The following is a 25,705-nucleotide window of genomic DNA, read 5'->3' as shown; positions in this document are numbered from 1 at the left end:
GTGCGATCGGCGCACGGATAGGAAGCAGCCGGTAGAAGTCGAGAGGTGGACTGTGCACGAGCCGAACGTGGTCGGGGACTGGCTGGAGTACGACGAGTACGCCGGTCTGCGGGTCCGCGTCCACCGACTGGAACAGAGCGAGCCGCCGCGGGGGCGTGACGACGCCGCGGAGGGGCTGACCTATTTCTGTCTGCGGGTGACCGTGGAGAACCGGGGCGCCCTGCACTCCACGATCCACCTGGAGGACGGCCAGATCGACGTACGGCTCGGACCCGACGGCGAGAGCGCGTTCATCGACTGGCGCAACTCGCAGTTCATCGAGGGCTTTGACGTCTATCCGCTGCGGCGGGCGACGGCCGTGCTGTACGCGGCGGGACCCGAGGCGTCCCTCGGCCAGGTGGACGTCCAGATCCAGCTGCGCGTCGACGACGACTGGGCCGACCGCCGGCTGTGGACGGGCGGCATCGGACTGCACGAGGGCTCCGGCGGCGCCCAGGCCGGCGCCGGACGCGACAGCCTGGCCCGTCAGGTGAGCAACTTCCTGCGCGACCAGGCCGAGGAAGGCACCGCCTGACGGGTGGCAAGGGCGCCGCCCGAAGGCTGCGGGGCCCTTGCGGGGTGTGCGGTGGACGGTCAGTGCGGGATGCCGTCGATGATCTCGCGCGCGCCCTGCCGCAGCAGTGCCACCGCCACCGAGGTGCCGAGGGTCGCCGGATCGAGGCGGCCCGCCCACTCGTGGGCGTTGAGCCGGGTCTTGCCGTCCGGGGTGAACACACAGGCGCGCAGGGACAGTTCGCCGCTGCGGTCCACGCGCGCGAAGCCCGCGATCGGGCTGTTGCAGTGGCCCTGGAGCACATGCAGGAACATGCGTTCCGCCGAGGCCTCCCGGTGAGTGGCCGGATCCCCGAGCCCGCTGACCGCGTCGATGAGGTCGGCGTCGCCCTCGCGGCACTGCAGGGCGAGGATGCCCGCACCGATCGGCGGCATCATCGTCTCCGGCGACAGCACCTCGGTGATCACGTCCCGCCGGTCGATGCGCTCCAGGCCGGACACCGCGAGCAGCAGCGCGTCCGCCTCGCCGGCCGCGAGCTTCTCCAGCCGCCGGTTGGCGTTCCCGCGGAACGGCACGCACTGCAGATGGGGGTGCGTGGCGGCGAGTTGGGCGATGCGACGGACCGAGGAGGTGCCGACGCGCGTCCCGGCCGGAAGTTCGTCCAGGGCGCGGCCGCCCGGGTGGATCAGGGCGTCACGGATGTCGTCGCGCCGCAGGAACGCGGCGAACACCGTGCCGGCGGGCAGCGGCCGGTCGGCGGGGACGTCCTTGACGCAGTGCACCGCGAGATCGGCCTCCCCGGCCAGCAGCGCCGCGTCGACCTCCTTGGTGAACGCGCCCTTGCCCTCGACCTGCGAGAGATCCCCCATCCACTTGTCGCCGGTGGTCTTCACGGGGACGACCTCGGTGCGCACACCGGGATGCAGGGCGGTCAACTCCGTGCGGACCCGCTCCACTTGGGCCAGAGCCATGGGCGAGTCACGGGAGACGATGCGGATGAGTTCCGGAACGGGCATGCGGGACACGATAGACCCCCGCGGCCCGCGGCCCGCACCGCTCACGGGTTTCGGCCCCCGTTCAGCGGCTCACGTATCCACCCGCATGCTGAAGCGCCGTTTGTCCGCTCCGAGGGCGCCGCGCCGGGCGTAGAAGCGGATCGCGCCCTCGTTCCAGACCGGGGTCTGCCACTGCACCTCGGCCAGCCCCAGGCTCCGGGCCCGGTCCGCGACGGCGTCCATCAGCAGGGCGCCCAGCCCCCTGCCACGATGGTCCGGGGCGAGGAAAAGGCAGTCCATATGGAGATACTCACGGCCCTCCCAGGTGGAGAGCGCGGGAGAGCAGGTGGCGTACCCGACGACCTCGCCCTCGGGCAGTTCGGCGACCAGGCACCCGAGGAGCGGTGACGGCACCTCGAAGAGGAGCACGGCCAGGCGCTCGGCGAGGTCGGGCACGGGCGGATCGGCGCGCTCGAACTGCGCGTGCTGCGCGGCCAGTTCCGCGACGCGCGCCAGATCGGACGGTTCGGCGGGCCGCACCCGGGCGGCGCTCACCGGACCTCGCTCCCGGCCGGGTGGGAGACCGGCGCCTTCTCCGTCGTCGGGGGCGGGAGTTCTCGAAGAAGATCCATCCGGTCATCATGCCCCGGAGACGGCCCCGGACGCCGGTTCCGGGGCCGAACCCTGCTGCGGCGCGGTCGCGCCAGGTCCCTCCACACGCCTACGCGTTGGGGTCGAAGGGGATCCCGGAGGGCTTCGCCGACGACAGGTTCCCCGCGAAGGAGGCGTCCTTCAGGCCGAAGTTGGCGCTGCCGAAGTCGTAGCCGCTCAACTTGTCCCGCAGCCCCGGCGGGTAGCCGTTCCAGCCGACCAGAGGCGGGTACTGCCAGGTGTGCTTGGCGTTCTCCGGCGGTTCGTCGTTGGAGTTGGCGATCCGGAAGCAGTGCGTGCGGATGCCGTCCTTGTGGTAGACGGCCTTGGCGTGGGTGCCCTCGAAGCGGACCGTCGACGCGGCGTGCACGGTGAACGAGCCGTGGTTGGACGTGGAGACGTACTGGACCTGGTTGTTCTGCACCCAGACCACGACGTGCTCCCAGTCGTTGCGGTGGCCGCCGATGCCGCTGCCCGCCACCGCCTGGTCCTTCTCGAAGTACAGGCTGTACATGTACGCGCACCAGCCGTTGTTGCACTTGTAGCGCGAGTAACTGTTGGTGTTGTCCAGATCGGAGGCGTCGTGGCAGTCGCCGTTCAGCGCGCCGGTGGGCTTCAGACCGCCGTTGATCGTGCCGTCGGGACCGATGGCGGGCGTGGAGTAGCACCCGTCCGTGTCGTAGTCGAACGCGGGCTGGTACGTCAGCTCCGCAGCCTCGGCGTTCTGCGGAAGCGCCCGGGGAGGGGCGGCGAAGGCGGCCGAGGGGACGGCGACGACCAGCGCGGCGGCGCCGGTGAGACCGGTGAGCCATCTCCTGCGGTGGGCCTTGAACCTGGCTGAGGACACGGGGAGTTCTCCTCGGGATGCGGGCGCAGCCGAACGGCTGTGGGGGGAATGGGAGTTCAGCTTCCACGCTTTTCACTTCCGCGCCAAGAGGCCGCAGGCGTATCGGTGATGAAGGACAGCCCAATAGTCGGCGGCCCGGCGCCGTCTCAGGCGGAAGTGTCCGGAAGGTCGGCCGCCGACTCCTCGGGCGTCAGGTCCGGCCGCAGCCGCAGCCAGGACGGCTGGCGCAACAGCCCCGCCCGGGTTCGGGTGCTGTAGCGCACCTCGCCGACCAGCCGGGGCGTCACCCAGCGCGCGCCCGGCGACCGCGGCACGGCGTCGAAGGGGCACTTCTCGGTCGCGCCGGCCCGCAGCAGCGCGGCGAGTTCGCCCCGTTCGGCCTCGCTCCAGCCGGTGCCCACGCTGCCGACGTAGCGCAGTCCCGTCGTGGCGCGCTGCCCGACGAGGACCGCGCCGGGCAGCCCGGTGAGCCGCCCCTTGCCGGGCAGCCAGCCGCCGACGAGCACGTCCGCGACCCGCATGTTGCGGATCTTGATCCAGGCCCGCGAGCGCACGCCGGGCTCGTACACCGAGTCCAGTCGCTTGCACACCAGCCCCTCCAGCCCGTGCGCGCGGGTCGCCTCCAGGGCTTCCCGGCCGTGCCCCACCAGGGCGCTCGGCGTCGACCAGCACGGCCCCTGGAGCGCCAGCGCCTCCAGCCGGGTCCTGCGCCGGGTGTAGGGCAGGGCGAGCAGAGAGCGCCCGGCGAGGTGCATCACGTCGAACAGGACGAGGTGCACGGGAGCCGCCGCGGCCAGCCGGGCTGCCTTCCCCGGAGCCTGGACCAGGCCCATGCGCGACTGCAGCGACTGGAAGTCGGCCCGGCCCTGTCGGTCCAGGGCGAGCACCTCCCCGTCCAGCACCGCCGGCGTGCCGCCGAGCGCGCCGCCGAGCGGCCGGAGCTCCGGGTAGGCGGCGGTGATGTCCTCGCCCGAGCGGGCGCGCAGGGTGACGGTCCCGTCCCCGGCGAGATACACCACGGCACGCTGCCCGTCCTGCTTGGTCTCGTACGCCCAGCGCGCGTCCTGCCCCACGGGCGGCAGGGAGCCGGGGGTGGCGAGCATGGGCGCGACGAGGGGGAGGGGCATGGGTCAGGTGTCGACACGGGGACGCCTCGCCACGCGCACGGCGCGGTCGTTTCCCCTGAACGGCGGCGACGGGCCGCCGCGCCGCAGCCCCGGTGCCCCGGTGTCCCGGCTCGGACACCGGCCGCAAAGGAGCGGGGTGACCGGCTCCCGCTGCTCGACGGTGTCGGCCGGGCCGAGCGCCGGGTCGCCGTCGAGGAGCGGGTCGGGCAGCCATGCGCCGGCGGTGCGTTCGCGGCGGGCATGTGCGGACCGGAGCCGGTCGAGGCACAGGTTGGTGACGACCTTGGTGAGCCATGCCTGCGGCACCTTGATCCGCTGCCGGTCGGCGGCCTGCCAGTGCAGGAAGGCGTCCTGTACGGCGTCTTCGGCGTCGGTGGCGGAGCCCGACAGCCGGTACGCCGACGAGGTCAGCCGGTTCCGGCCGGCCTCGAACCGGCCGGTGTCGAACGGATCAGTGGCGGTGCTGTCCACGCGGATCACCTCAGGCCACCTCCGGGCGGCTACGCGACGGCCTTCTCGGCGGACGCGTGCGGCGCGGCGGCCAGGCGGCGCTTGCGCCGGGGCAGGCCGAAGGTCGGGTGCGAGGTGGCCCACAGCGACATCCTGAGGATGTCGGCCTTGATCCGCGCGGCCTTCCGGCCGCCCACGTACTTCGGCTTCGGCCGCCCTTCGTCATCGACCGTCTGCAGGATCCCGTCCCGTCGGCCGAGACTGATGTGGTTGCCCAGGTACTCCAGCCTGGTGTTCGCGATCTTGCGGTCGGTCAGGCTGCCCACGATGGCGGCTGTGGCCCGCATGCCGGTGTAGCCGGCCGAAGCGCAGGACATCGGCAGCGGCCGGCCGTTGTCGCCGATGGCGTAGGCGCAGTCGCCGACGGCGTAGACGTTGGGGTGCGAGACCGACCGCATGGTGCGATCGACGACGATCCGGCCGTTCTCGGTGACCTCCAGTCCGCCCGCGGCGGCGACGGGGCCGACCGCGAACCCGGCCGTCCACACGGTGGCGTCGGACGCCAGGGAGGAGCCGTCGGCGCACAGCACCCGCGCCGCTTCGACCTCGGTGTGCTCCACGACGGTGATGCCCAGCCGGTCGCAGGCCTGACGCAGGTGGCCGCGGGCCCCGGCGGAGAGTCGGGCGCCCAGCTCGCCGCGGGCGACCAGCGCCACCGACAGGCGGGGCCGGCCCTCGGCGATCTCGGTGGCGGTCTCGATGCCGCACGGCCCGGGGGGATGGGCAGGGAAGGCGAGGAAACGGGCAGGGAAGGCGGTGGAGCCCGCCCGCTGTCCACGGCCGGCCTTGCGGCTGGTGTCCGGACCGCGGCGTCGGGGCGCGGTGGAGGCGCCCGGTGGGCCCGGCAGGCGGTGCGAGCCTGCCGGGGCCCGGCCGTCGAGCCGATGGCCCGGCGGCATACCGAGCAGTATGGGCTGCTGTCCGCCATCCCGGTACCGGAATGGCGTCCCCCTGGGCCGCGCCGCGGTGGCCCTGCCGCGCCAGGCGGCCGGCACCGAGCCGCCGCGGCCGGGGGAGCCGGCCCGGCACCCGGGTGGGGAGGCATCCCAGGTGACCCGCACGGTGCAGCAGTCGCAGCAGAGGAGATACGTCACCCGCGTCCCGACCCCGAGGGGCCGGTGGCCGGCCCGGGACCCCGCCGGACGGCCTGCTCCTACCCTCCAGTAATCTCGGGCGCCAGGTCATCTGAGGAGGAACCGTTGCCCCGGTCCGAACGCTCACCCCTGCTGCTGGCCGGCCTGCTGGCCGCCTCGGGCGCGGCCCACTTCGCCGTGCCGCGTCCGTTCGACGCGATCGTCCCGCGCGCACTGCCCGGCTCGCCCAGGAACTGGACGTACGTCAGCGGCGTCGCCGAACTGGCGCTCGCCGCGGGAGTGGCTCTGCCCCGGACCCGGAAGGCGGCCGCCCTGGCCACCGCCGCGCTCTTCGTCGGCGTGTTCCCCGCGAACGTCAAGATGGCGTGGGACTGGCGTCACCGCCCGGCCCCGCTCAAGGCCGCCGCCATCGGCCGTCTCCCCCTGCAGGCGCCCCTCGTGCTGTGGGCCCGCAGTGTCGCCGCGGGAGCCGGCGCCGCCCGGACGACGGAGGGACGGGCATGACCAAGGCACTGGAGGTCGGCGACCTCGTGGAGGACTTCGCGCTGCCGGACGAGACGGGCACGGTCCGCACACTGACCGGCCTGCTCGCCGACGGGCCGGTGGTCCTCTTCTTCTACCCCGCCGCCCTCACCCCGGGCTGCACCGCGGAGGCCTGCCACTTCCGCGACCTGGCCGCCGAGTTCGCCGCCGTGGGCGCCCGGCCCGTCGGCGTCAGCGGAGACTCCGTCGACCGTCAGCAGGAGTTCGCCGGCCGGCACACACTCGGCATGCCGCTGCTGTCCGACGAGGACGGCTCGGTGCGGGAGCGCTTCGGTGTGAAGCGCGGCTTCTCCCTGGCCCCCACCAAGCGGGTCACCTACGTCATCGGGCGCGACCGCACCGTCCTGGAGGTCGTGCGCAGCGAGCTGCGCATGAACACCCACGCCGACCGCGCCCTGGACGTGCTGCGCGCCCAGCGTCCCTGAGGGGCGCGGACGGCCGGAGCGGGCCGCGGAGCCCACGGCCGCCGCGCCCCGTGTCCCGACCGGCCCGTCGCGGTTGATGCACCGGGCTCGAGGGACCATTCTGGACGACATGGAGCAAGTCGTCGCTGCTGCCGTCATCGATGCGCACGGCATCGTGACGGGCTGGAGCGAGGGCGCCCGCCTGCTGACCGGCCATCCGGCCGAGGAGGCCGTGGGCCGGACGGCGGCCGACCTGCTCGCCGAGAAGCTGCCGCACGGCGCGGACGGCGAGTGGACCGGCCCCGTCGTCGTGCGTCATCGCGACGGCCGCCCCGTCACGCTCACCGTGTCGGCCTGCCCGGTGCTCGGCCCCGACGGGCGGCGCACCGGGTACACGGTCAGCGCCCAGCGGCCCCCCGTCATCGAGCCGACCCTGGCCGGACGCGCCTTCCAGCAGGCCTCGATGTCGATGTCCGTCTTCGACCCCCAGCAGCACTATCTGCGGCTGAACGAGGTCGCCTGCAAGGTCATGGGCGTCTCGGAGGACGTCCTGCTCGGCCGCCACTTCCCGGACACCGTCGGCGAGGGTGAGGCCCACCAGGGATTCAACTGGCACCTGCGCCAGGTCGCCGAGACCGGCCGCCCGATCCGCTACGAGAGCTTCACCGGCGCCCCCGCCCTCAACCGCGAGCACGCCTGGACCACCGAGATGTGGCCCGTGCGGGATGCCGCCGGCGAGGTCACCGGGGTCGCCCTGGCCGCGTTCGACAGCACCGAGCAGTACCTGGCCCGCCAGCGGCTGACCCTGCTGAACGAGGCCGCGGCCTCCATCGGGACCACCCTCGACGTGGTGCGCACCACCGAGGAGGTCGTCGAGCTCCTCGTCCCGCGGTTCGCCGACTTCCTCAGCGTCGACCTCCTGGACTGGGTGCTGGGCGCCGAGGAGCCGCCACCCGTCCCTTCCGGCGAGGTCGTGCTGCGCCGGGTCGCCCACGGCTCCGCCCACGAGGGCACCCCCGAGGCGGCCGTCCGCCTCGGCGAGGCCGACGTCCATCCGCCGTTCAGCCCGCCGGCCCGAGCCCTGCGGGAGGGGCGTGCCATCCGCATCCAGGCGGGCGAGCCCGACTTCATGAGCTGGCTCGCCGAACGCAACGCGCGCGCTCCCGAGGGCCGTCCCTTCCGCACCGGCGTCCACTCGGTGATCTCGGTGCCTCTCAAGGCCCGCGGCACCACCCTGGGCGTCCTGGTCGGCGTCCGTATCGCCCACTCCGACGACTACGAGGCCGACGACGCCGTCTTCGCCGAGGAACTCGCCAGCCGGGCCGCCGTCTGCATCGACAACGCCCGCCGCTTCGCCCGTGAACGCACCACCGCTCTCGCCCTGCAGAGCAGCCTGCTGCCGCGCGGCCTGTCCGGACAGGCCGCCGTCGAGGTGGCCCACCGCTATCTGCCGAGCGGCTCCACGGCGGGCATCGGGGGCGACTGGTTCGACGTCATCCCGCTGTCCGGCAGCCGGGTCGCCCTCGTCGTCGGCGACGTCGTCGGACACGGCATCCCCTCCTCGGCGACCATGGGGCGCCTGTGCATGGCTGTGCGCACCCTCGCCGACGTGGACCTGCCGCCGGATGAACTGCTCACCCATCTGGACGACCTCGTCACCCACCTGGCGGCCTACGACGAGGGCGGCGAGGACGTCGCCGAACTCGGCGCCACCTGCCTGTACGCCGTCTACGATCCCGTCAGCCGCCGTCTGATCGCCGCCGCCGCGGGCCATCCCGCACCGGCCCTGGTACGGCCCGACGGCACCGTGCAGCTGATCGGCATGACTCCCGGGCCGCCGCTGGGCGTCGGGGGGCTGCCCTTCGAGGCCGTCGAGCTGGAACTGCCCGAGGAGTCGGTCCTCGCCCTCTTCACGGACGGCCTGATCGAGGACCGCGACCGCGACGTCGACCGCGCCGTCGGCGAACTGTGCAACGCCCTCACCGCGCCCGCCGCCACACTCGACGCCCTCTGCGACAGCGTCCTCAAGGCCGTTCTGCCGGAGGCGCCGGGCGACGACGTCGCGCTGCTGCTCGCCCGGACCCGTGCCCTGGGCGCGGACCGGGTCGCCACCTGGGACGTCGACCCCGACCCGGCCCAGGTGGCCGCCACCCGGCAGGCCGTCACCGAGCAACTCGCCGCGTGGGGCATGGAGGAAGCGGCGTTCGTGACCGAACTCGTCGTGAGCGAGCTCGTCACCAACGCCATCCGCTACGGCGCGCCGCCCATCCAGCTGCGCCTGATCCGCGACCGCAGCCTCATCTGCGAGGTCTCCGACGGCAGCTCCACCTCCCCTCATCTGCGCCGGGCCCACGCCTTCGACGAGGGCGGGCGCGGCCTGCTGCTCGTCGCGCAGCTCACCCAGCGCTGGGGGAGCCGGCAGACGGGCCGCGGAAAGACGATCTGGGCGGAGCAGTCGCTCGAGTTCTAGCGATCACCCGAAGGGTCGGCCGGGTTCGGCGCGTCCTCGTCTGCCGATCTGCTGTCGGTCTCCTGTCCGTCGACCGGCTGCCCGCCGGTGCGGGCGGCCGGGAAGACGCACCGGGGGACCGGAGCCCTCGCGGCGCTCAGAACTCCTCGTGCACCTCGGGGTCGCCGCCCAGGCGCCGGTGCACCCGGTGCGTGATCGCCGCCATCTGCGCCGGGCCGAGTGCAAAGCCGAAGACGTCGAGGTTGGCGCGTTGCCGCTGCGGGCTGGAGGACTTCGGGACGGGGACCGCGCCGAGCTGGACGTGCCAGCGCAGCACGATCTGGCCGGGGGTCACGCCCAGCGCCTCCGCGACCGACACGACGGCCGGGTCGTCCAGGATCGCCGAGCCGCGCCCCAGCGGACTCCAGCTCTCCGTGCGGACGCCCTTGGCCTCGTGGAAGGCGCGCAGCTCCTCCTGAGGGAAGAGCGGGTGCAGCTCGATCTGGTTGACGGACGGCAGGACGCCGGTCTCCTTCTCCAGCCGGCCGATGTGGTCGGCGGTGAAGTTGGAGACGCCGATCGACCGGACCAGGCCGTCCTCGCGGAGCTTGATCATGGCCCGCCACGAGTCCACGAACCTGTCGACGCGGGGGAGCGGCCAGTGGATCAGGTAGAGGTCCACGTAGTCGACGCCGAGCCGCCGACGGGACTCCTCGAAGGAGGCGAGGGTCTCCTCGTACCCGTGGTGGCGGCCGGGCAGCTTCGTGGTGAGCACGATCTCCTCGCGGGGAGCGCCGGACCGGGCCACGCCCCGGCCGACCCCGGTCTCGTTGCCGTAGTTGGCCGCCGTGTCGACGAGCCGGAAGCCCAGGCCGAGCGCCCCGGCCACCGCCTCCTCCGCCTCCGCGTCGTCCATCGGCCAGGTGCCCAGGCCCAGGGCGGGGAGCTTCGTGCCGTCGTTCAGAGTGTGCTGCGGGATGTCGATCACGATGGAGCCTTCCCTCGACGGTGTCGTCCTCCCAGCCTCGGCGAGGAGCGGGGGATCGACCAAACGGACACCCGGGCGTGGGAGGGGAAAGGGATCGCGGTGTCGCCAGGCCGCCGATCCGCTGTCACGATCTTCCTGTTGCCGTGACCCACGACCACGACGCGTGGCCGTGACCCACGACCACGCCTGGGAAGAACCGTGAAGACGAGCGGAGAGCGCATGACGACGGACAGCCGACCGGGCGGTCTCGACGACGCGGCGGCCGACGAGGCCGCGCGGGCGGCCGGAGTGCGGGTGCAGCCGGTCGCCGGGCACATCGGCGCGGAGATCGGCGGCGTCGACCTGGCCGCCGGCCTCGACGACGCCCAGGTCGACGCGATCAGGAGGGCGGTACAGCGCTGGAAGGTGGTGTTCTTCCGCGGTCAGCGCCTCGACCACGCCGGACATGTGGCGTTCGCGCGGCGGTTCGGCGAACCCGTCGTCCTGCGCAGCCGCGGCGGCGCCTCGCCGCCGGACTTCCCCGAGATCGAGACGACGGCCGACCGGCTCGAACTGGGCGGGAAGTTCGGCATGGAGCACGAGGAGTGGCTGCGCCGGCGCCGCCACACCCTGCTGCGGGGCTGGCACTGCGACCACGGCGCCCGCATCGACCCGCCGGCCGCGACGATCCTGCGCGCCGAGACCGTGCCGCCCTACGGCGGGGACACGACCTGGTCCAACCTGGCCGCCGCCCATGCCGGACTCTCCGCGCCGGTGAGGGAGTTCGTGTCCGGGCTGCGCGCCGAGCACCGCCTCGGCGTGGGCTACCAGCCCCGCCCCGGGGACGACGCGTACGTCCGCCACCTCCTCGACCGCCAGGTCGCCTCGGTGCATCCGCTGGTGCGCGTCCACCCCGAGACGGGCGAGCGTCTGCTGTACGTCAACGGTTACTACGTCGAGCAGATCACCGATCTCTCGCGGGCGGAGAGCCGGGCGATCCTGGACATGCTGCTCGACGAGGCGACCCGCGCCGAGTACACGGTCCGCTTCCGCTGGGAACCCGGCAGCGTGGCCTTCTGGGACAACCGCGCCACCATCCATCTCGCGCCGAGCGACAACGCGCACCTGGGCTTCCCGCGCACCATGCACCGGGTGATGCTCGCCGGCGAGGTCCCCGTCGGGGTGGACGGCAGGCCGTCCGAGGCGCTGACGGGGACCGAGCCGGGCCGCTGGTGAGGAGCCTCAGGCTCCCGCGCCGGGCCGCCATCCCAGCGCCGGGCCGAGCTTCGTCGCCATGTCGGTGAGGATCTGCACGTAGTCCTCGTGCTCGAAGGAGAACGGCAGGGCGAAGGCCACCTCGTCGATCTCGCGGAACGCGACGTGGGCGTGCAGACGTTCGGCGATCTCGTCCGAGGAGCCCACCAGGTCCGGGGCGAAGAGCAGACGGGCCGGGCCCTGCGGCGAGGCCGTGCGGGGAAGGCGCTCGGCCGCGAACTTCTCGTACCGCGCGCGCTGTTCGGGCGAGGCGGAGTCGGTGGGGACGACCACGAGGCCCTGGGAGACGCGCGCCGAGTCCCCGTCGGGGTGGGCGGCCCGGAAGGCGCGGACGTGGGAGAGCTGGATCTCGGCGAAGTCCCGTGCGCCGTCGGGTCCTTCGGCCTTGACGACGCTGCTGGTGAGGAAGTTCATGCCGTGTTCCCCGGCCCAGCGTGCCGAACTCAGGCTGCCGCCGCCGTACCACATCCGGCGGCCCAGGCCGGGGGAGTGCGGCTGGACCCGGTCGGAGAAGACTTCGAAGCCCTCGGTCCCGCTGAAGTCGGTGGCGGACTCGCCCCGCACGAGGTCCAGCAGCCTGCGCACCCGTTCGTAGCCGAAGTCCTCGGCGCCGGCCGTGTCCGGGTACAGGGCCTCCTTCACCCGGTCGTAGTGCATCGGCGGGCCGACGCTCACGCCCGGATTGAGCCGGCCCGCCGACAGGACGTCGACCGTCGCCAGGTCCTCCGCGAGGCGCAGGGGGTTCTCCCAGCCGAGCGGGATCACGGCGGTGCCGAGCTCGATGCGGCGGGTGCGCTGCGACGCGGCCGCCAGGACGGCGACGGGGGAGGAGATGCCGTACTGCAGGTGCCGGTGGCGCACCCAGGCGCTGTCGAAGCCGAGCCGCTCGCCCAGCTCGATGATCTCCAGCGTGCTCTCGTGGCCCGGTCCCGGGTCGTCCCCGTCGAACAGTCCGATGGTGAGGAAGCCCAGCTTGCGCAGGGGGCGTGAGGTCGGGGACACAGCTCCTCCGTCGTTCTCGGCGTGCACGCGCGTGCGATGGTCCTGGCCGTATGGTCGCAGGCGGGCTCAGACCAGCGGGATGGTGACCTCGTCCTCGACCGGCGGGTTCAGCTCCTGCGCCAGGTTGCCGGTGGCCGCGTGGCAGCGCAGCCGGACCGCCTCGGGTGAGACGTCCAGGCGCAGGAAGCACTTGAAGAACGGCGGGCTGTAGGTGGCCGAGCCGGGCGAGAACAGCTGGGTGTAGATCTTGCGCACGGGCAGCCGGAAGCGGTTGCGGCGCTCGGGCCGGTTGCCCGCGCCCAGCAGGGAGGCGATCAGCCGGATCCGCCGCGTCACGCGCACCTGCGGTCCCGGCGCGCGGGTGGGCGGGATGCCGAGCCGCTCGGCGACGACCGCCTGGGCCTCCTCCTCGCTGAGGGCGAAGAAGCGGCGCAGCCGCAGCCGGCGCCCGTAGAGCCGGCTGTAGAAGGCCAGGGAGTCGCCGCGCAGCGGATAACAGCGGAAGTCGCCTTCCGTGACGCCCGCGACGGACACCCGGGGGATGGTGTGCGTGGCGTGCATGAAGGCGCCCCCGCCGCCCGCGACGACGTACTGCAGGGTCCGGCCGTCCGCGAGGCGCACCGGGTAACGCTGGTAGTTGTGGATGTCGCCGCCTATCGCCGCCACATAGCGGTGTGCGGGCGCGCTGACGATGTCGTCGACGGTGCCGCCGCCCTCGATGGGGCACGGGCGGTGCTCTCCGTCGACGTACAGGGGCGAGCCCGTGATCAGGATCTTCGGGCGGGGCCCCTGGGACACCTCGCGCAGCCATGCGCCCTGTTCGGCGTCCAGGACGCCGAGGAGCCCGGTGTCGATCCCGATGATCCGGACCGGGCCGGCGTCGATCGCCCAGTACGGTCCTGGCTGCACGGCCTGTTGGACGGGGTCGCCGCGCAACGCCCGTGCCTGCGTGAGGCGTCGGCCGTCGCCCGGGCGCGGGCGGTGCCACAGCAGCGAGCGCAGCCAGGCGCGGCTCGGGGGGCGCGGCGCGGGCTCAGGGGGAAGGGGCGGGGCGTCGTCGCAGAAGACCCGCATGAACGCGCCGAGGTCCTCGTACCAGTCGTGGTTGCCCGGTATCGCGTAGATGGGGGCCCGGTAGTCGCGGTACGGACGGAAGAACTTGGTCTCGTAGTCGTCGGCGCTGCCGACGGGGTAGATGACATCGCTGGCCAGGACGGTGAAGGACGTTCCCTGACTGACCCTCAGGAAGCCTGGCACCACCGCGTATTGCGGGTCGTCGCCCTCACCGGTGTCGCCGATCACCATGAAGGAGAACTCGTCCGGGTCGGTGCGCCGGACGATCTTGTCGGCCGGTGCGCCGGCGGCCGCCCGCTGTGCCACCAGGCGGCCCCGGGTGCGTCCCGTGGGATCGCCGAACCAGGAGGCGAGCACTCCGTTGCGGGCGGCCCACAGGAGCCGGGGGTTCAGCCACGAGATCTTCTCGACCCCGCCGGGCATGAGCTGTCGGTACGCGCCACGTTCGGCGTCGCCCCAGCCGGCGCCCGCGGCGGTATCGCGTGAGGAGTCAGACACGGGTGCACCGTAGCAATGATCCACAAGGCGGGCGGGAGTCGGGTGACCGGCGACGGCGTGGTGCGCGGCGGGAGTGCGCCCCGTCGCCGGACAGCGGACGCACAGGCCGTTCACAGCCGGGCCGGGCGGCGAGGCGGCGATGGCGTCCGGAACCGAGGGATAACCCTTGAAGCATCCCGGGCGGGCTGACATGCCACCGACAAGCCTGTCATCCTCCCACCCAACTGCCGCACACCGGCGGCACGGTGCCCCACGTGTTCACGGTCCCGCACCGCTCAGCTCGTCCCGGACAGCACACCCGTCTGCCCGGTCTGTCACCGGCCGATCCCACCGGCCGCAGCAGTAGGAGAACGAGTGAGACCCAACCCCCGCAAGCGGACCGCGGTCGGAGCAGCCCTGCTCTCCACCGCCGCCCTCCTGGCCCTCGGAGTCCAGTCGGTTCCGGCGACCGCGGCGTCCGCAGCCCCCCACCCCACGCCCCTGCGCACCGGCGGCCTGCCCGCCCACCTCACGCCCGCCCAGCACGCGACCCTGATCAGGAGCGCCGAGGCGAAGACGGCGCAGACGGCGCAGACCCTGGGCCTGGGCGCCCAGGAGAAACTGGTCGTCAAGGACGTCGTGAAGGACAACGACGGTACCGTGCACACGCGTTACGAGCGCACCTACGCCGGACTGCCCGTCCTGGGCGGCGACCTCGTCGTGCACACGCCCCCGGCCTCGCTGGCCGCCGGCACGGTGAGCACGACGTTCAACAACAACCGCCGTACCGTCTCGGTCAGGTCCACGACCGCCACGTACAGCAAGGCGGCCGCCGAGACCAAGGCGCTCAAGGCCGCCGAGGCCCTCGACGCCAAGGACCCGGCCGCCAGGAGTGCCCGCAAGGTGATCTGGGCGGGCACGGGCGCCCCGAAGCTCGCCTGGGAGACCGTGGTCAGCGGTCTGCAGGACGACGGCACGCCGAGCAAACTCCACGTCATCACCGACGCCGTCACCGGCGCCGAACTCTCCCGGTACGAGGGCATCGAGACCGGCACCGGCAACACCCAGTACAGCGGCTCGGTCAGCCTGTCCACCACGCTGTCCGGGTCGACCTACCAGCTGTACGACACCACGCGCGGCGGCCACAAGACGTACAGCCTCAACAACGGCACGTCCGGCACCGGCACGCTGATGACGGACGCGGACGACGTGTGGGGCACGGGCTCCGGCTCCAACACCCAGACGGCCGGCGCGGACGCCGCCTACGGCGCCCAGACCACCTGGGACTTCTACAAGAACACCTTCGGCCGCAGCGGCATCAAGAACGACGGCGTCGCCGCCTACTCGCGCGTCCACTACAGCTCGGCGTACGTCAACGCGTTCTGGGACGACAGCTGCTTCTGCATGACGTACGGCGACGGCACCGGCAACACCCACGCGCTGACCTCGCTGGACGTGGCCGGCCACGAGATGAGCCACGGCGTCACCTCCAACACCGCGGGCCTCGACTACACCGGTGAGTCGGGCGGCCTGAACGAGGCCACCTCCGACATCTTCGGCACCGGCGTGGAGTTCTACGCCAACAACTCCTCCGACGTGGGCGACTACCTCATCGGCGAGAAGATCGACATCAACGGCGACGGCAGCCCGCTGCGGTACATGGACAAGCCCAGCAAGGACGGCGGCTCCGCCGACAGCTGGTACTCCGGCGTCGGCAACCTCGACGTGCACTACTCCTCGGGCCCGGCGAACCACATGTTCTACCTGCTCTCCGAGGGCAGCGGCACCAAGACCATCAACGGCGTCACCTACAACAGCACGACCTCCGACGGCGTGGCCGTCGCGGGCATCGGCCGGGCCGCCGCGCTGCAGATCTGGTACAAGGCGCTGACGACGTACATGACGTCCAGCACCAACTACGCGGGCGCTCGCACCGCGGCCCTGAACGCGGCCGCGGCGCTGTACGGCTCCGGCTCCGCCCAGTACGCGGGTGTCGGCAACGCGTTCGCCGGCATCAACGTCGGCGGTCACATCACGGTCCCCTCGACGGGCGTCACGGTCACCAACCCGGGCAGCCAGACCTCGAAGGTCGGCACCGCGGTGAGCCTGCAGGTCTCGGCGAGCAGCACGAACGGCGGCTCGCTCACGTACGCGGCGACGGGACTGCCCGCCGGCCTGTCGATCAACTCCTCCACCGGCCTGATCTCCGGCACGCCGACCACGGCCGGATCCTCCAGCACCACCGTGACGGTGACCGACTCGACCGGCGCGACCGGCACCGCGGCCTTCACCTGGACGGTCAACTCCACCGGCGGCGGCACCTGCACGGCCACACAGCTCCTGGGCAACGCGGGCTTCGAGTCGGGCAGCACCGCCTGGACCGCCTCCAGCGGCGTCATCACCAACTCCGGCAGCCAGGCGGCCCGCACCGGCTCCTACAAGGCGTGGCTCGACGGCTACGGGTCGACCCACACCGACACGCTCTCGCAGTCGGTGACGATCCCGAGCGGCTGCACCAACACCACGTTCACGTTCTACCTGCACGTCGACACGGCCGAGACCACCACCAGCAGCCAGTACGACAAGCTGACGGTCACCGCCGGGTCGACCACACTGGCCACGTACTCCAACCTGAACGCGGCCTCCGGCTACGTGCAGAAGTCCCTCAGCCTCGGGTCCTTCGCGGGCTCCACGGTGACCCTGAAGTTCTCCGGCGTCGAGGACTCCTCTCTGCAGACCAGCTTCGTCGTGGACGACACGGCCGTCACCACCGGCTGATCCGCTCCCTCCGACGACGACGTCCCGCCCACGGGTCCCTCCGTGGGCGGGACGTCGCCTGTCCGCTCAGCTCAGCGGGTCGAGCGTCAGGTACGCCTGACGCGGAGAGCCGTCGTGGACGAGCGACTCCTGGTGGCCCACGTCGTCGAACGCGAACGCGTACGCCTTCCCGTCGGCCATCTGCGCGTGGATCTTGCGCGCGTAGTGGTTGGTCACCGGATCCTGGTAGAAGTCCGTCGTCGTGGTGTCCGGCTGCGCGGGGTTCACCAGCAGCGTGGAGCGGTTGAAGCCCGCGCACAGGGTCCTCGAGATCGGCCCGCGCACGGCGTCGTTCGGGGCGTCCAGCAGCCGGTGACAGCCGAACACGCTGGCCGCGTCCGGCTTCTGGAAGCTGGTGACGACGGCTCCGGAGGCGTTGGTGAAGTTCATGACCCCGCCCGAGACCCGGCCGTAGTACTTCGTGCCCGGCTGGTCGGCGAACGGTGTCACGGTCAGCGTCGTCGTCGCGTACTTCTGCCACACGCGGTTGACGTAGTCGTCCATGACGCCGGCCGGGAGCACCCCGGTCTCCACCCCGTACAGGGGGGAGAGCGCGCGCAGCACGGTGCCGTCGGAGCGGGTCTGGATCAGGTTCGCCCAGCCGCCGGGCTGGCCGCGCAGGGCGTTGAAGAAGCCGGTGTAGCCACCTGGCCTGAGATGCCCGGTGCTGACGGTGACCCCGTCGGAGCGCTGCACCCCGACCGCGTAGGGCGCGGAGAACATGTCGACCTGGGTGCTGTTGAGCCACAGCCCGGCGTCGTCGAGCGTGTACTCCGACCAGTTGAACAGGATCGCGCGGTTGGGGTCGCTCGGGTTCTGCACGGCCGGCTGCACCAGCCCGCCGGTGGTGAGCCGGAAGTCGAGCTTCTGCCCGTACGAGAAGTAGATCCGGCCGGAGAACCTGGGCATCCGGATGGTGGTCGACTGTCCGGCGGCCGGTCCGGTGATCGACGCGTCCGGCGCGGGGGTGGGCGGGTTGCCGCCGGCGGGCCACGCGTGGAAGCCGCCGTTCGCGTCCGCCCAGCCCTGACGGCCCGACGACAGCTGGGTGCCGAGGTTGTACACGTAGACGGGTTCGCCGCGGCCCGAGTTGTTGGTGATCTTCAGTGGGACGGTGTCCGGGACGGCGGCCCGGGCGACCGGCGGGGGTCCCATGGTGAGCAGTGCGCCGACGAGGGCGACCGCTCCCAGCAGTCTGAAGGCGTTCCTGGTGAGCACTCTCCACCTCCGTGCGGGTAGGCCTGTGGGGTTGGTCCGTACCTTCTTGAGAGCGCTCTCAACGTCGCATCGGGTAGTGCCCATGTCAACGACTTCAGCAAAAGACGACGCCCGCGGCCCTTCCGGGCCACGGGCGTTCCGTACGGGCCGCGCGCGGCCCATGATCCGGCGGACGGTTCAGAAGGTCCGCTTCAGCAGGTCCAGCAGCGCGGTCCAGTGCCGCTCCGCGGCCGCCTCGTCGTACGCGGAGGTGTCGGCCTGCGTGTAACCGTGCTCGGCGCCGGCGTAGACCTCGCAGGTGTGCCGTACGCCGGCGGCCGTGAGGGCCTCCTCGAAGCGCGCGATCTGCTCCGGCGGCAGGCCCGGGTCGTTGTCGGCGTGACCGAAGTACACCTCGCACCTGATGTGCTCGGCGGCCAGGTGCGGGCTGTCCGGCGCGTCGGTGACGAGACGGCTGCCGTGGAAACCGGCCGCCGCCGCGACCCGGTCCGGATGGGCGCCGGCGGTGGCCAGGGTGAGCCGGGCGCCCATGCAGTATCCGGTCACCGCGACCGGACCGTCCGCGACCAGAGGGCTCTCCTGTATCCACCGCAGATACGCGTCGGCGTCCCGGACGATCAGCTCGGGGGTGAGCGCCAGCACGTACGGGTACAGCGTCTCGAAGATCTCCGGGCGCGCCGCCGGGTCGATGAACTCGGGCAACTCCATCACGGGGGCGCGTCCGTGACGGTAGAACAGGTTGGGGACGAGCACCGCGTAGCCGGCTTCGGCCAGCCGGTCGGCCATCGCCCGCAGATGCGGCCGCAGTCCGAAGGCGTCCTGGTAGAGCAGCACGCCCGGGCGGGGCGCGCCGTCGGCGGGACGGGCGAGATAGGCGTCGGCGACGCCGTCCCCGGTGGGGATGTCCACTGCTGTTCCCTGTACGGCGGTCATGGGGGGAGCCTCTCTGCGCGGTGCACGGCGACGAGCGGTCGACGGTCCCGGCCGGGCCGGGGCCGGTGACACCGGCTCATCGTTGCACGCACCGATCATCCGGCCGCGAGGGGCCCCGGCGCAGGTCCCGCTGCTTCCCTGCGCAGGTCCCGCTACTCGAACCGCGAGGGGTCGCCCGCCCCGTACCGCACGATCTGCGCCTCGCCCTCGGAGAAGTCGATCACCGTCGTCGGCTCGGTCCCGCATTCCCCGGAGTCGAGCACGCCGTCCACCACGTGGTCGAGCCTGTCCTTGATCTCCCAGCCCTGGGTCATCGGCTCGTCCTCGCCGGGCAGCAACAGAGTGCTGGACAGCAGCGGTTCGCCGAGCTCGGCCAGCAGGGCCTGGGTGACCACGTGGTCCGGGATGCGCACGCCCACCGTCTTCTTCTTCGGGTGCTGGAGCATGCGCGGCACCTCCTTCGTCGCCGGGAGGATGAAGGTGTAACTGCCGGGCGTCGACGCCTTGACCGCGCGGAACACGTCCTTGTCGACCCGGACGAACTGGCCGAGCTGCGCGAAGTCCTGGCAGACCAGCGTGAAGTGGTGCCGGTCGTCGAGCTCGCGGATGGACCGGATGCGGTCGATGCCGTCCTTGCTGCCCAGCCGGCAGCCCAGGGCGTAGCAGGAATCCGTCGGATACGCGATCAGCGCGTCCGCCCGGATGGCGGCCGCGACCTGGGAGATGGTGCGTGGCTGGGGGTTGTCGGGGTGCACGTCGTAGTACTTCGCCATTGACTGAGCTTATGCCGTGCCGAGGGGCGGGACCGCGCGGGCCCGCCCCGCGGACGCCGACAGGCCCGCCCCGCGGACGCCGACGGGCCCGGCGCGGGACCCGAGGGCAGCGCTGTGGCCGCCCCGCGCCTCGGGCCGCCCCCTGGGCCACCCACTGCTCGTGCGCCGCCGTGCGGCCGCCAGCCGACGCGCTCGGCCGGGCGGGGCCGCACGGGGGCCGGGCGGCGGTCCGGCGGTGGCCCGGCGACGGCTGCCGCCCCTGCTCCGTCGTCTGCGGCGGCGAGGCTCCGGCGCGTGGCGGTCGCCTCCGGCAGCCACCTCTCCCAGGTGAGGCGCGAAATCCGGTCACCAGGAGTCATCGGCACCCACCTGGAGTCATCGGCGCGGCCGGGACTCATCCGTGCGCAGGTGAGTCCTGCGGACCCCGAGCGGGCACCGGCACGACGCGCACGCCGATGGCACGACGCGCACGGCGGAGGCGCGGACATGGCGTCGGGGAACCCCGGGGGGCGATCGCCGGAGGAGGAGCGGTCGCGCCCTCGCGTCCGGTCAGCCGCGCAGCCTGACCGGGATCTCCCGCCAGCCGCACGCGATGAACGAGGGAACCTGCTGCAACTCCCCGGCCGCGGTGTCCAGCCGCAGTCCGGGGAACCGCTCGAACAGGGCCGGAAGCGCCGTGAGCGCCTCCATACGGGCCAGGGGCGCCCCGATGCACCGGTGCACGCCGATCCCGAAGGCCAGATGGTCCTCCGCCCCGCGGGCCGCGTCGAACTCCTCGGCGTCCGGCCCGTAATGAGCCGGGTCCGCGTTCGCCGCCGCGTAGGTCGTGATGATGGCGTCGCCGGCCGGGATCGTCACGTCGCCGACCTTCAGATCGCTCACGGCGAAGCGCAGCGGCAGCGTGGCGATCGACGGATACAGCCGCAGCGTCTCGTCCACGACGGCGTCCCAGCCGATCTCGCCCCGGCGCACGGCCGCCAGCTGCTCGGGCCGGCGCAGCAGCGCCACCGCCGCGTTCCCGACGAGGTTCACGGTCGTCTCGAAGCCGGCCCCGATGACCAGCAGCAACGTGTACAGCAGCTCCTCGTCGCTCAGCCGGTCGCCCTCCTCGTCACGCACCCGGATCAGCTCGGTCGTCAGGTCGTCGCCGGGCTGCCCGCTCTTGTGGGCGATGAGCGAGCCCAGCACCGTGCCGATCTGCTCCTGCACGAACGCGGCGTGCTCCGCACTCGGATCGGAGGTGTCCATGATCGCCGCGATGAGCCGACCGGTGGCGGGCCTCAACTCCTCCGGGACGCCGAAGAGTTCGCAGATGATCCGCATCGGCAGCGGGTGGGCGAACGCGGCCTTCAAGTCCACCGCCGACCCGCCGTCGGCGTCCCGGGCGAGGGCGTCGAGCAGTTCGGTGGTGATCGCCTCCACGCGCTCGCGCAGCGCCTCGGTGCGCCGGTGGGTGAAGCTCGGCGCCACCAGCCGGCGCAGCCGCGCGTGGTCGGCGCCGTAGGTGGAGAGCATGTTGATCACGCCGACCCAGCCCAGGATCCAGCCCCAGGAGGGGTGTTCGGCCAGCTCCGGCCAGTGCCGCCAGTGCCGTCGGGGATCCTTGCTGACCTGCGGGTCCAGGATCAGTGCCTTGAGGGTGTCGTACCCGGTGGGCGCCCAGGCCGGAATGCCGCCCGGCAGTTCGACGGGCACGATCGGGCCGAGCGCGCGCAGCCGGGCGCTCTCGGCGTGCACATCGGCGCCGAACGGGTCGAGGGCGATGCGGTCGGTCACGGTCACGGACGGGCTCCTTGCGAGGGGGAGGAGGCGGCGGAGGCGGTGGCGGGGGAGCGGGGGCTGAAACGGACGGGCAGCGCGCTCAGCGAGCGGTGGAACGGGCCCGGCCGCCAGGCCAGCCGTTCGCGGGGCAGCACGGGGTCCAGGTCGGGCAGCCACTGGGTGAGTTGCTCGATCGCCTCGGTGACGAGCAGCAGTGTGTGCTGCTTGGCCGGACAGGCGTGCGCCCCGGCGCCCCACGACAGATGCGAGGCGTCGGCGGGATGCCGGCCGGCGACGTCCTCCCGCTCGGCGAACCGCCCGAGCGCCCCGTACGAGACCACGACCGGCACCGCCTCCCTCAGCCACACCCCGTGGAAGGAGACGGGCCTGCGGACGTAGTAGACGCCGTAGTTCGCCAGCGGAGTCTCGTGGTGCAGCACCTCCACCACCGCGTCCATGACCGGACGGGCGCCGCTGGTGAGCGTGGAGTAGTACGCCGGGTTGCCCAGGATCCTGGACAGGGTGTTCGACAGCAGGTTGGCGGTCGGCTCGTAGCCGGCGCCGAGGGTGAGGAACACCTGCCAGGTGACCTCCTCCCGGGTCAGTCCGGCCGGGTGGTCCAGCAGATGGCTGGGCAGGTCGTCGCCGCGCCGGGCGGCCTTGGCCGCGATGAGCTCCAGCACGTACTGGGCGTACTGCGCCTCGCCCTCGGCGGCCTGCGCCCCGCCCTCCATCATCTTGCCCAGGCCCTCGTTGAGCCGGTCGCCCTGGCTGTCGGGCAGCCCGAACAGGTCGTTGAGCACCAGGGCGATCACCGGCCGCGCGAAGTCCGCTACCAGGTCGGCCTCGCCGCGCGGACCGATGCGGCCGGCCAGCAGCCGTACCGCCCGGTGCACGCGCCCGCGCAGGTCGTGCGGTTCGACCAGGTCGAAGACGTCGATGAGGGTGGTCCGGTAGCGCAGGTGCTCCGCACCGTCGGCGAAGAGGGCGTTGGGCCGCCACCGCATCATCCCCAGCACCGGCGAGTCCGCGGGCACGGTGGCCTCCCAGGCCCGTGGATCGTGCGAGAACGTCTCGGTGTCGTGCAGCACGTCCAGCGCCGCCCGCCGCTCGGTGACCACGTACGCGGGCACCCCGGGCGCCAACTCGGCCCACCCGACGACTCCTTGGGAGCGCAGCGCGGCGTAGTAGCGGTGCGGGTCCGACGCGAAGCCGTCCTCCCACAGCCGTACGGGCGCGGTCCGGGTGAAGGCGCGCCGGTCGGCGGGACAGGCGTTCACCGGGCCTCCGCCGGGAAGCGCCCGACGAGATGGTCGACCAGTGCGAGCAGCGCGTCGACCGAGGAGTTCGTGTCGCGGGCGTCGCAGGTCACCATCGGCGTCCCCGGCTCCAGGTCCAGCGCCCGGCGCAGCCGTTCCTCGCCGTAGTGGCGCGGTGCGTCGGGGAAGGCGTTGAAGGCCACCGCGTACGGCAGTCCGCTCTCCTCGACCAGCCCCAGCACGTCGAACGACGCGTCGAGCCGGCGGCTGTCGACCAGGACGAGGGCCCCCAGCGCGCCGTGCGCGATGTCGTCCCACAGCGCCCGGAAGCGCTCCTGGCCGGGCGTGCCGAACAGGTACAGCACGACGCCGCCGGGCAGGCTGATGCGGCCGAAGTCGATGGCGACGGTCGTCGTGGACTTCTCCCGCACGCCGGCCACGTCGTCCACGCCCGCGGACGCCTCGGACAGGGGTTCCTCGGTGTGCAGCGGCCGGATCTCCGACACCGAGTCGATGAGGGTCGTCTTGCCCACCCCGAACGGCCCCGCGACCAGGATCTTCACCAGGTCGCGGTCGGTGTCGGGCAGGTGGACGGCGCCGGTCGCGCCGGCGCTACGGGCGGAGCTTGAGGGCGCGGAGGCCATCGGCCACTCTTTTCAGCAGGTCGGGGTCGTACCGTTCGGCGGGCGGAATCGGCGCGCGGGCGAGGACCAGGTCCCGGTCGACGAGGTCGGCCGCCAGCACCCGCACGGCGGAGACCGGCAGCCGGAGCAGCGCGGCCGCCTCCACCACGGCGAGCGAGCCGCCCTCCAGACTGTCCAGCAGGGCGAGTTCGGCGGCGGGGAGCCCCGCGGGCGGCGGCTCGCCGCTGCGGGCGAGCACCGAAAGCCGCTCCAGGTGCGGGCGGCTGGGCCGGGTCACGCCGCCGGTCGACAGGTAGGCGGGAACCAGGGGCCGGCCGGCCGGGCGGCCGGTCATGCCGGAGGGTTGTCGTCGGCTCCTCGGGCCGCGGCCGCCATGGCCTTCTCGCCCAGTCGCGCCACCTGCGAGTGCAGCCGGTGGGCCAGCAGGTCCAGCCGCACCTCCGCGTCGCCGTAAGCGGCCACGCAGGTGCCGTGGTCGGTCGGCACGATCAGCACGTACCCGTGGTCGGACTCGATGACGATCTGCCGTACCTCGGCGCGCTCCCGGTCCGCGAACGCGGCCGCCGCCGTACGACAGGCGCCCTGCACGGTGCTGGTGATGGCGGCCACCCGCTCCGCCGAGGGCTGGGACAGGGCGTCGGTGTACCCCGTCACGAGACCGTCCCGGGTCAGCATGACGGCGGCCAGCACGTGCGGCACCTGCAGGATCGGCTCCAGCACCCATGCCGTGTCGCCCGTGTTGCGGCTGGTCATCTGGCCGCGCCCCCTTCGTCGTCGATGTGGTCGATGTGGTCGATGTCGTTGTTCCGGTCGGTGTGGTCGGCTGCGGCGTGCGGGCGGGGGCTGTCGCCGGGGTCCCCGGCGGCGGCGCGCGCCGCGGCGGTGCCGGACTGCAGCGCGCCGAGGGCGGCCGCGGCGTCCTCCGGGCGGCGCGCGGGACTGCGCGCCGGCGCCGCCGCCGGTGCCGGGGCCGCGGTCCTGGTGCGACGCCGGCGCTGCGGCAGTCCGTCGCCCTCGTCGTCCTGCGGTTCCCGGTGCCCGGGCGGCGCCTCCGGAGCGCCGGCCTCCGTCCCGTAGGCGTGGGCGGGGGTGGGGGCGGCGGCCCGGTCGGGGGCCGTCCTGCGCGTCGTGCGCGTCGTGCGCGGTGCGCTCGCGGCCGGTGGCCGGTCGGCCGGGTCGAGGCGGCTGAGGAGATGGCTGTCGACCCGCAGCACCGCGCGCACGCCGCCGTAGGGGGAGGCCGAGGAGAGGTCGACACTCAGGTCGAACTGCCTGGTCAGCCGTCCGATCGCGGCGAGGCCCATGCGCGGCGGGTCGCCGAGGTCGGTGAGCAGGATGGGATCGTCGCCGGCCACCAGCCGCTGGGCGCGCTCCCGTTCGTCGTGCGTCATGCCCAGGCCCGCGTCGTCGACGGTGACGCACACCCCGTGATGGACGTGCTCCAGGCTGACCACGACGTCGGTGTCGGGGGCGGAGTGCCGGAGCGCGTTGTCGAGCAGCTCGGCGACGATGACGGCCACCGGCTCCACGGCGTGCGAGACCAGGGCCGTTCCGGGTTCGAGGTGGTTGTGGACCTGGACCCGCTGATAGCCCGCGAGCCGCGCCTGGCCGCCGGTCACCGCGTCCACCAGGTGCGACTCCTCGCGTGCCAGCCCGACCCAGGCGCCGCACACCACGGCCGCGACCTGCGCGCGGCGCAGCGACTGCTCGTTCTCGTGGTCCAGCCGGAACAGGGTCTGCGCCAGCTCCGGATCGTCGTAACGCTGTTGGAGACCGCGCAGCGCGTCCTGCAGCCGGTACAGGGCGGCCTGGATCTCCCGGACGGCGCCCCGCATGCCGGCCTGCGCCGCGGCGTCGATCCGGGTGCGCTGGGCGGCAGCCTCGGACTGCAGCGCCAGCACCGCGTTCTCCAGGGCGATGCCCAGCGGGGTGCCGGCGGTGAGCGGCTGGAGGGGCCCGGGCACGGCCAGGTGCGGGTGGGCCACCTGGCGCGCGGCGGCCGGCACGCGCTGCGTCGCCAGATGCTCGACCTCGGCCGTGAACGCCCGTGCGGTGCCGTCGAGTCGGGTGCGCAGCGCGGCGATCTCCGCGAGCTGCCGGTTCTGTCGCCGCCGTGAACGCGCCAGCCCGCCGCCGAGGGCGAACGCGGACAGTGTGCCGGCGGCCAGGGCGCCGGCCACGAGGTCCGGTAATTCGATCATGGATTCGGTTCCAGTGGAGGTCGGGCGGCGTCGCGGCGTTCAGGGCAGAGGTGGGTCCGACGGGCTCGGACCGGGCACTCGCAGCACAGTACACACCGTCATCGATCGATCCCGCACGGTCGAGCGAGACT

At 73.0% G+C, this 25,705-nt stretch carries 22 protein-coding genes and 2 pseudogenes; 6 read left to right on the top strand and 18 right to left on the bottom strand.

Annotated elements, in window-relative coordinates; translation table 11 throughout:
• The first annotated feature begins 52 nt into the window (after positions 1-52).
• Complete coding sequence (locus Sri02f_RS25475; protein ID WP_109003624.1) at positions 53-574, top strand: hypothetical protein; 522 nt, start codon at positions 53-55, stop codon at positions 572-574.
• Positions 575-633: 59 nt separating this feature from the next.
• Here Sri02f_RS25475 and hemC read toward each other — a convergent pair whose 3' ends face one another.
• The 6 genes and pseudogenes from hemC to Sri02f_RS25445 all read right to left on the bottom strand — a co-directional run.
• Positions 634-1,569 (bottom strand): hydroxymethylbilane synthase, encoded by a 936-nt coding sequence (hemC, locus tag Sri02f_RS25470; protein WP_109003623.1) that lies wholly within the window; start codon positions 1,567-1,569, stop codon positions 634-636.
• A gap of 69 nt (positions 1,570-1,638) precedes the next feature.
• The gene (locus Sri02f_RS25465; RefSeq protein ID WP_109003622.1) at positions 1,639-2,103 is read right to left on the bottom strand and encodes a GNAT family N-acetyltransferase; all 465 of its coding nucleotides are present in this window, start codon (positions 2,101-2,103) and stop codon (positions 1,639-1,641) included.
• Positions 2,104-2,269: 166 nt separating this feature from the next.
• Positions 2,270-3,046 carry an NPP1 family protein gene (locus Sri02f_RS25460; RefSeq protein ID WP_109003621.1) on the bottom strand — a complete coding sequence of 259 codons (777 nt, stop codon included), beginning with the start codon at positions 3,044-3,046 and terminating at the stop codon, positions 2,270-2,272.
• 146 nt (positions 3,047-3,192) lie between these two features.
• Positions 3,193-4,173, bottom strand: a complete 981-nt coding sequence (ligD, locus tag Sri02f_RS25455; RefSeq protein WP_109003620.1) for a non-homologous end-joining DNA ligase — start codon at positions 4,171-4,173, stop codon at positions 3,193-3,195.
• Positions 4,174-4,308: 135 nt separating this feature from the next.
• Positions 4,309-4,644: pseudogene (locus Sri02f_RS25450) on the bottom strand (sigma factor); the annotation flags it as partial.
• A gap of 29 nt (positions 4,645-4,673) precedes the next feature.
• A pseudogene (locus Sri02f_RS25445) lies at positions 4,674-5,396 on the bottom strand (FAD-dependent oxidoreductase); the annotation flags it as partial.
• A gap of 486 nt (positions 5,397-5,882) precedes the next feature.
• Here Sri02f_RS25445 and Sri02f_RS25435 point away from each other — a divergent pair.
• From Sri02f_RS25435 to Sri02f_RS25425, 3 genes are all read left to right on the top strand, one after another.
• Entirely contained in the window at positions 5,883-6,281 is a 399-nt protein-coding gene (locus Sri02f_RS25435) for a DoxX family protein (RefSeq protein WP_109003619.1), read from the top strand.
• Positions 6,278-6,745: a peroxiredoxin gene (locus Sri02f_RS25430; RefSeq protein ID WP_109003618.1), complete on the top strand. Its 468-nt coding sequence runs from the start codon at positions 6,278-6,280 to the stop codon at positions 6,743-6,745. Before Sri02f_RS25435 ends, Sri02f_RS25430 begins: the two co-directional genes overlap by 4 nt.
• Positions 6,746-6,854: 109 nt before the next feature.
• Complete coding sequence (locus tag Sri02f_RS25425) at positions 6,855-9,194, top strand: SpoIIE family protein phosphatase (protein ID WP_109003617.1); 2,340 nt, start codon at positions 6,855-6,857, stop codon at positions 9,192-9,194.
• A gap of 136 nt (positions 9,195-9,330) precedes the next feature.
• Here Sri02f_RS25425 and Sri02f_RS25420 read toward each other — a convergent pair whose 3' ends face one another.
• Complete coding sequence (locus Sri02f_RS25420; RefSeq protein WP_109003616.1) at positions 9,331-10,161, bottom strand: aldo/keto reductase; 831 nt, start codon at positions 10,159-10,161, stop codon at positions 9,331-9,333.
• A 219-nt stretch (positions 10,162-10,380) separates the two neighbouring features.
• Here Sri02f_RS25420 and Sri02f_RS25415 point away from each other — a divergent pair, with 219 nt between their 5' ends.
• The gene (locus Sri02f_RS25415) at positions 10,381-11,376 is read left to right on the top strand and encodes a TauD/TfdA dioxygenase family protein (RefSeq protein WP_109003615.1); all 996 of its coding nucleotides are present in this window, start codon (positions 10,381-10,383) and stop codon (positions 11,374-11,376) included.
• A 6-nt stretch (positions 11,377-11,382) separates the two neighbouring features.
• Here the strand turns inward: Sri02f_RS25415 and Sri02f_RS25410 are convergent, their stop codons facing one another.
• Both Sri02f_RS25410 and Sri02f_RS25405 read right to left on the bottom strand, forming a co-directional pair.
• The gene (locus tag Sri02f_RS25410) at positions 11,383-12,417 is read right to left on the bottom strand and encodes an LLM class flavin-dependent oxidoreductase (RefSeq protein WP_109003650.1); all 1,035 of its coding nucleotides are present in this window, start codon (positions 12,415-12,417) and stop codon (positions 11,383-11,385) included.
• Between the two features lie 66 nt (positions 12,418-12,483).
• A complete protein-coding gene (locus Sri02f_RS25405; protein ID WP_109003614.1) occupies positions 12,484-13,989 on the bottom strand; it encodes a metallophosphoesterase family protein in 1,506 nt (501 codons plus the stop codon).
• 354 nt (positions 13,990-14,343) lie between these two features.
• Here Sri02f_RS25405 and Sri02f_RS25400 point away from each other — a divergent pair, with 354 nt between their 5' ends.
• A complete protein-coding gene (locus Sri02f_RS25400; RefSeq protein WP_109003613.1) occupies positions 14,344-16,746 on the top strand; it encodes a M4 family metallopeptidase in 2,403 nt (800 codons plus the stop codon).
• A gap of 66 nt (positions 16,747-16,812) precedes the next feature.
• On the opposite strand, the gene Sri02f_RS25395 is transcribed toward Sri02f_RS25400, so the two are convergent.
• From Sri02f_RS25395 to Sri02f_RS25355, 9 genes are all read right to left on the bottom strand, one after another.
• Complete coding sequence (locus Sri02f_RS25395; protein WP_245970791.1) at positions 16,813-17,940, bottom strand: glycoside hydrolase family 64 protein; 1,128 nt, start codon at positions 17,938-17,940, stop codon at positions 16,813-16,815.
• Positions 17,941-18,180: 240 nt separating this feature from the next.
• The gene (locus tag Sri02f_RS25390; RefSeq protein WP_109003611.1) at positions 18,181-18,936 is read right to left on the bottom strand and encodes a dienelactone hydrolase family protein; all 756 of its coding nucleotides are present in this window, start codon (positions 18,934-18,936) and stop codon (positions 18,181-18,183) included.
• 152 nt (positions 18,937-19,088) lie between these two features.
• Complete coding sequence (locus Sri02f_RS25385) at positions 19,089-19,709, bottom strand: L-threonylcarbamoyladenylate synthase (protein WP_167467612.1); 621 nt, start codon at positions 19,707-19,709, stop codon at positions 19,089-19,091.
• Positions 19,710-20,258: 549 nt separating this feature from the next.
• Complete coding sequence (locus tag Sri02f_RS25380) at positions 20,259-21,491, bottom strand: cytochrome P450 family protein (protein WP_109003610.1); 1,233 nt, start codon at positions 21,489-21,491, stop codon at positions 20,259-20,261.
• Positions 21,488-22,750, bottom strand: coding sequence for a cytochrome P450 family protein (locus tag Sri02f_RS25375; RefSeq protein ID WP_109003609.1), 1,263 nt, complete (start codon positions 22,748-22,750; stop codon positions 21,488-21,490). The genes Sri02f_RS25380 and Sri02f_RS25375 overlap by 4 nt, the downstream gene beginning before the upstream one ends.
• Complete coding sequence (locus Sri02f_RS25370) at positions 22,747-23,373, bottom strand: GTP-binding protein (RefSeq protein WP_109003608.1); 627 nt, start codon at positions 23,371-23,373, stop codon at positions 22,747-22,749. The genes Sri02f_RS25375 and Sri02f_RS25370 overlap by 4 nt, the downstream gene beginning before the upstream one ends.
• Positions 23,342-23,707, bottom strand: coding sequence for a DUF742 domain-containing protein (locus Sri02f_RS25365; protein WP_109003607.1), 366 nt, complete (start codon positions 23,705-23,707; stop codon positions 23,342-23,344). Before Sri02f_RS25365 ends, Sri02f_RS25370 begins: the two co-directional genes overlap by 32 nt.
• Positions 23,704-24,126, bottom strand: a complete 423-nt coding sequence (locus Sri02f_RS25360; protein WP_069770261.1) for a roadblock/LC7 domain-containing protein — start codon at positions 24,124-24,126, stop codon at positions 23,704-23,706. The genes Sri02f_RS25365 and Sri02f_RS25360 overlap by 4 nt, the downstream gene beginning before the upstream one ends.
• Positions 24,123-25,574 carry an ATP-binding protein gene (locus tag Sri02f_RS25355; RefSeq protein WP_109003606.1) on the bottom strand — a complete coding sequence of 484 codons (1,452 nt, stop codon included), beginning with the start codon at positions 25,572-25,574 and terminating at the stop codon, positions 24,123-24,125. The genes Sri02f_RS25360 and Sri02f_RS25355 overlap by 4 nt, the downstream gene beginning before the upstream one ends.
• Positions 25,575-25,705: the final 131 nt, after the last annotated feature.

It is taken from the genome of Streptomyces rishiriensis (assembly GCF_003112535.1).
GTDB lineage: Bacteria > Actinomycetota > Actinomycetes > Streptomycetales > Streptomycetaceae > Streptomyces > Streptomyces rishiriensis.
The sequence above is the reverse complement of the archived record's forward strand: the minus strand, read 5'-3'. Positions and strand labels throughout refer to the sequence as shown.

Bases quoted from the DNA above. Each gene is read 5' to 3' on its own strand.
- Sri02f_RS25355 (WP_109003606.1), bottom strand. From the start codon at position 25,574: ATGATCGAATTACCGGACCTCGTGGCCGGCGCCCTGGCCGCCGGCACA.
- hemC (WP_109003623.1), bottom strand. From the start codon at position 1,569: ATGCCCGTTCCGGAACTCATCCGCATCGTCTCCCGTGACTCGCCCATG.
- Sri02f_RS25390 (WP_109003611.1), bottom strand. From the start codon at position 18,936: ATGACCGCCGTACAGGGAACAGCAGTGGACATCCCCACCGGGGACGGC.
- ligD (WP_109003620.1), bottom strand. From the start codon at position 4,173: ATGCCCCTCCCCCTCGTCGCGCCCATGCTCGCCACCCCCGGCTCCCTG.
- Sri02f_RS25415 (WP_109003615.1), top strand. From the start codon at position 10,381: ATGACGACGGACAGCCGACCGGGCGGTCTCGACGACGCGGCGGCCGAC.
- Sri02f_RS25370 (WP_109003608.1), bottom strand. From the start codon at position 23,373: ATGGCCTCCGCGCCCTCAAGCTCCGCCCGTAGCGCCGGCGCGACCGGC.
- Sri02f_RS25365 (WP_109003607.1), bottom strand. From the start codon at position 23,707: ATGACCGGCCGCCCGGCCGGCCGGCCCCTGGTTCCCGCCTACCTGTCG.
- Sri02f_RS25385 (WP_167467612.1), bottom strand. From the start codon at position 19,709: ATGGCGAAGTACTACGACGTGCACCCCGACAACCCCCAGCCACGCACC.
- Sri02f_RS25395 (WP_245970791.1), bottom strand. From the start codon at position 17,940: ATGGGACCCCCGCCGGTCGCCCGGGCCGCCGTCCCGGACACCGTCCCA.
- Sri02f_RS25425 (WP_109003617.1), top strand. From the start codon at position 6,855: ATGGAGCAAGTCGTCGCTGCTGCCGTCATCGATGCGCACGGCATCGTG.
- Sri02f_RS25430 (WP_109003618.1), top strand. From the start codon at position 6,278: ATGACCAAGGCACTGGAGGTCGGCGACCTCGTGGAGGACTTCGCGCTG.
- Sri02f_RS25360 (WP_069770261.1), bottom strand. From the start codon at position 24,126: ATGACCAGCCGCAACACGGGCGACACGGCATGGGTGCTGGAGCCGATC.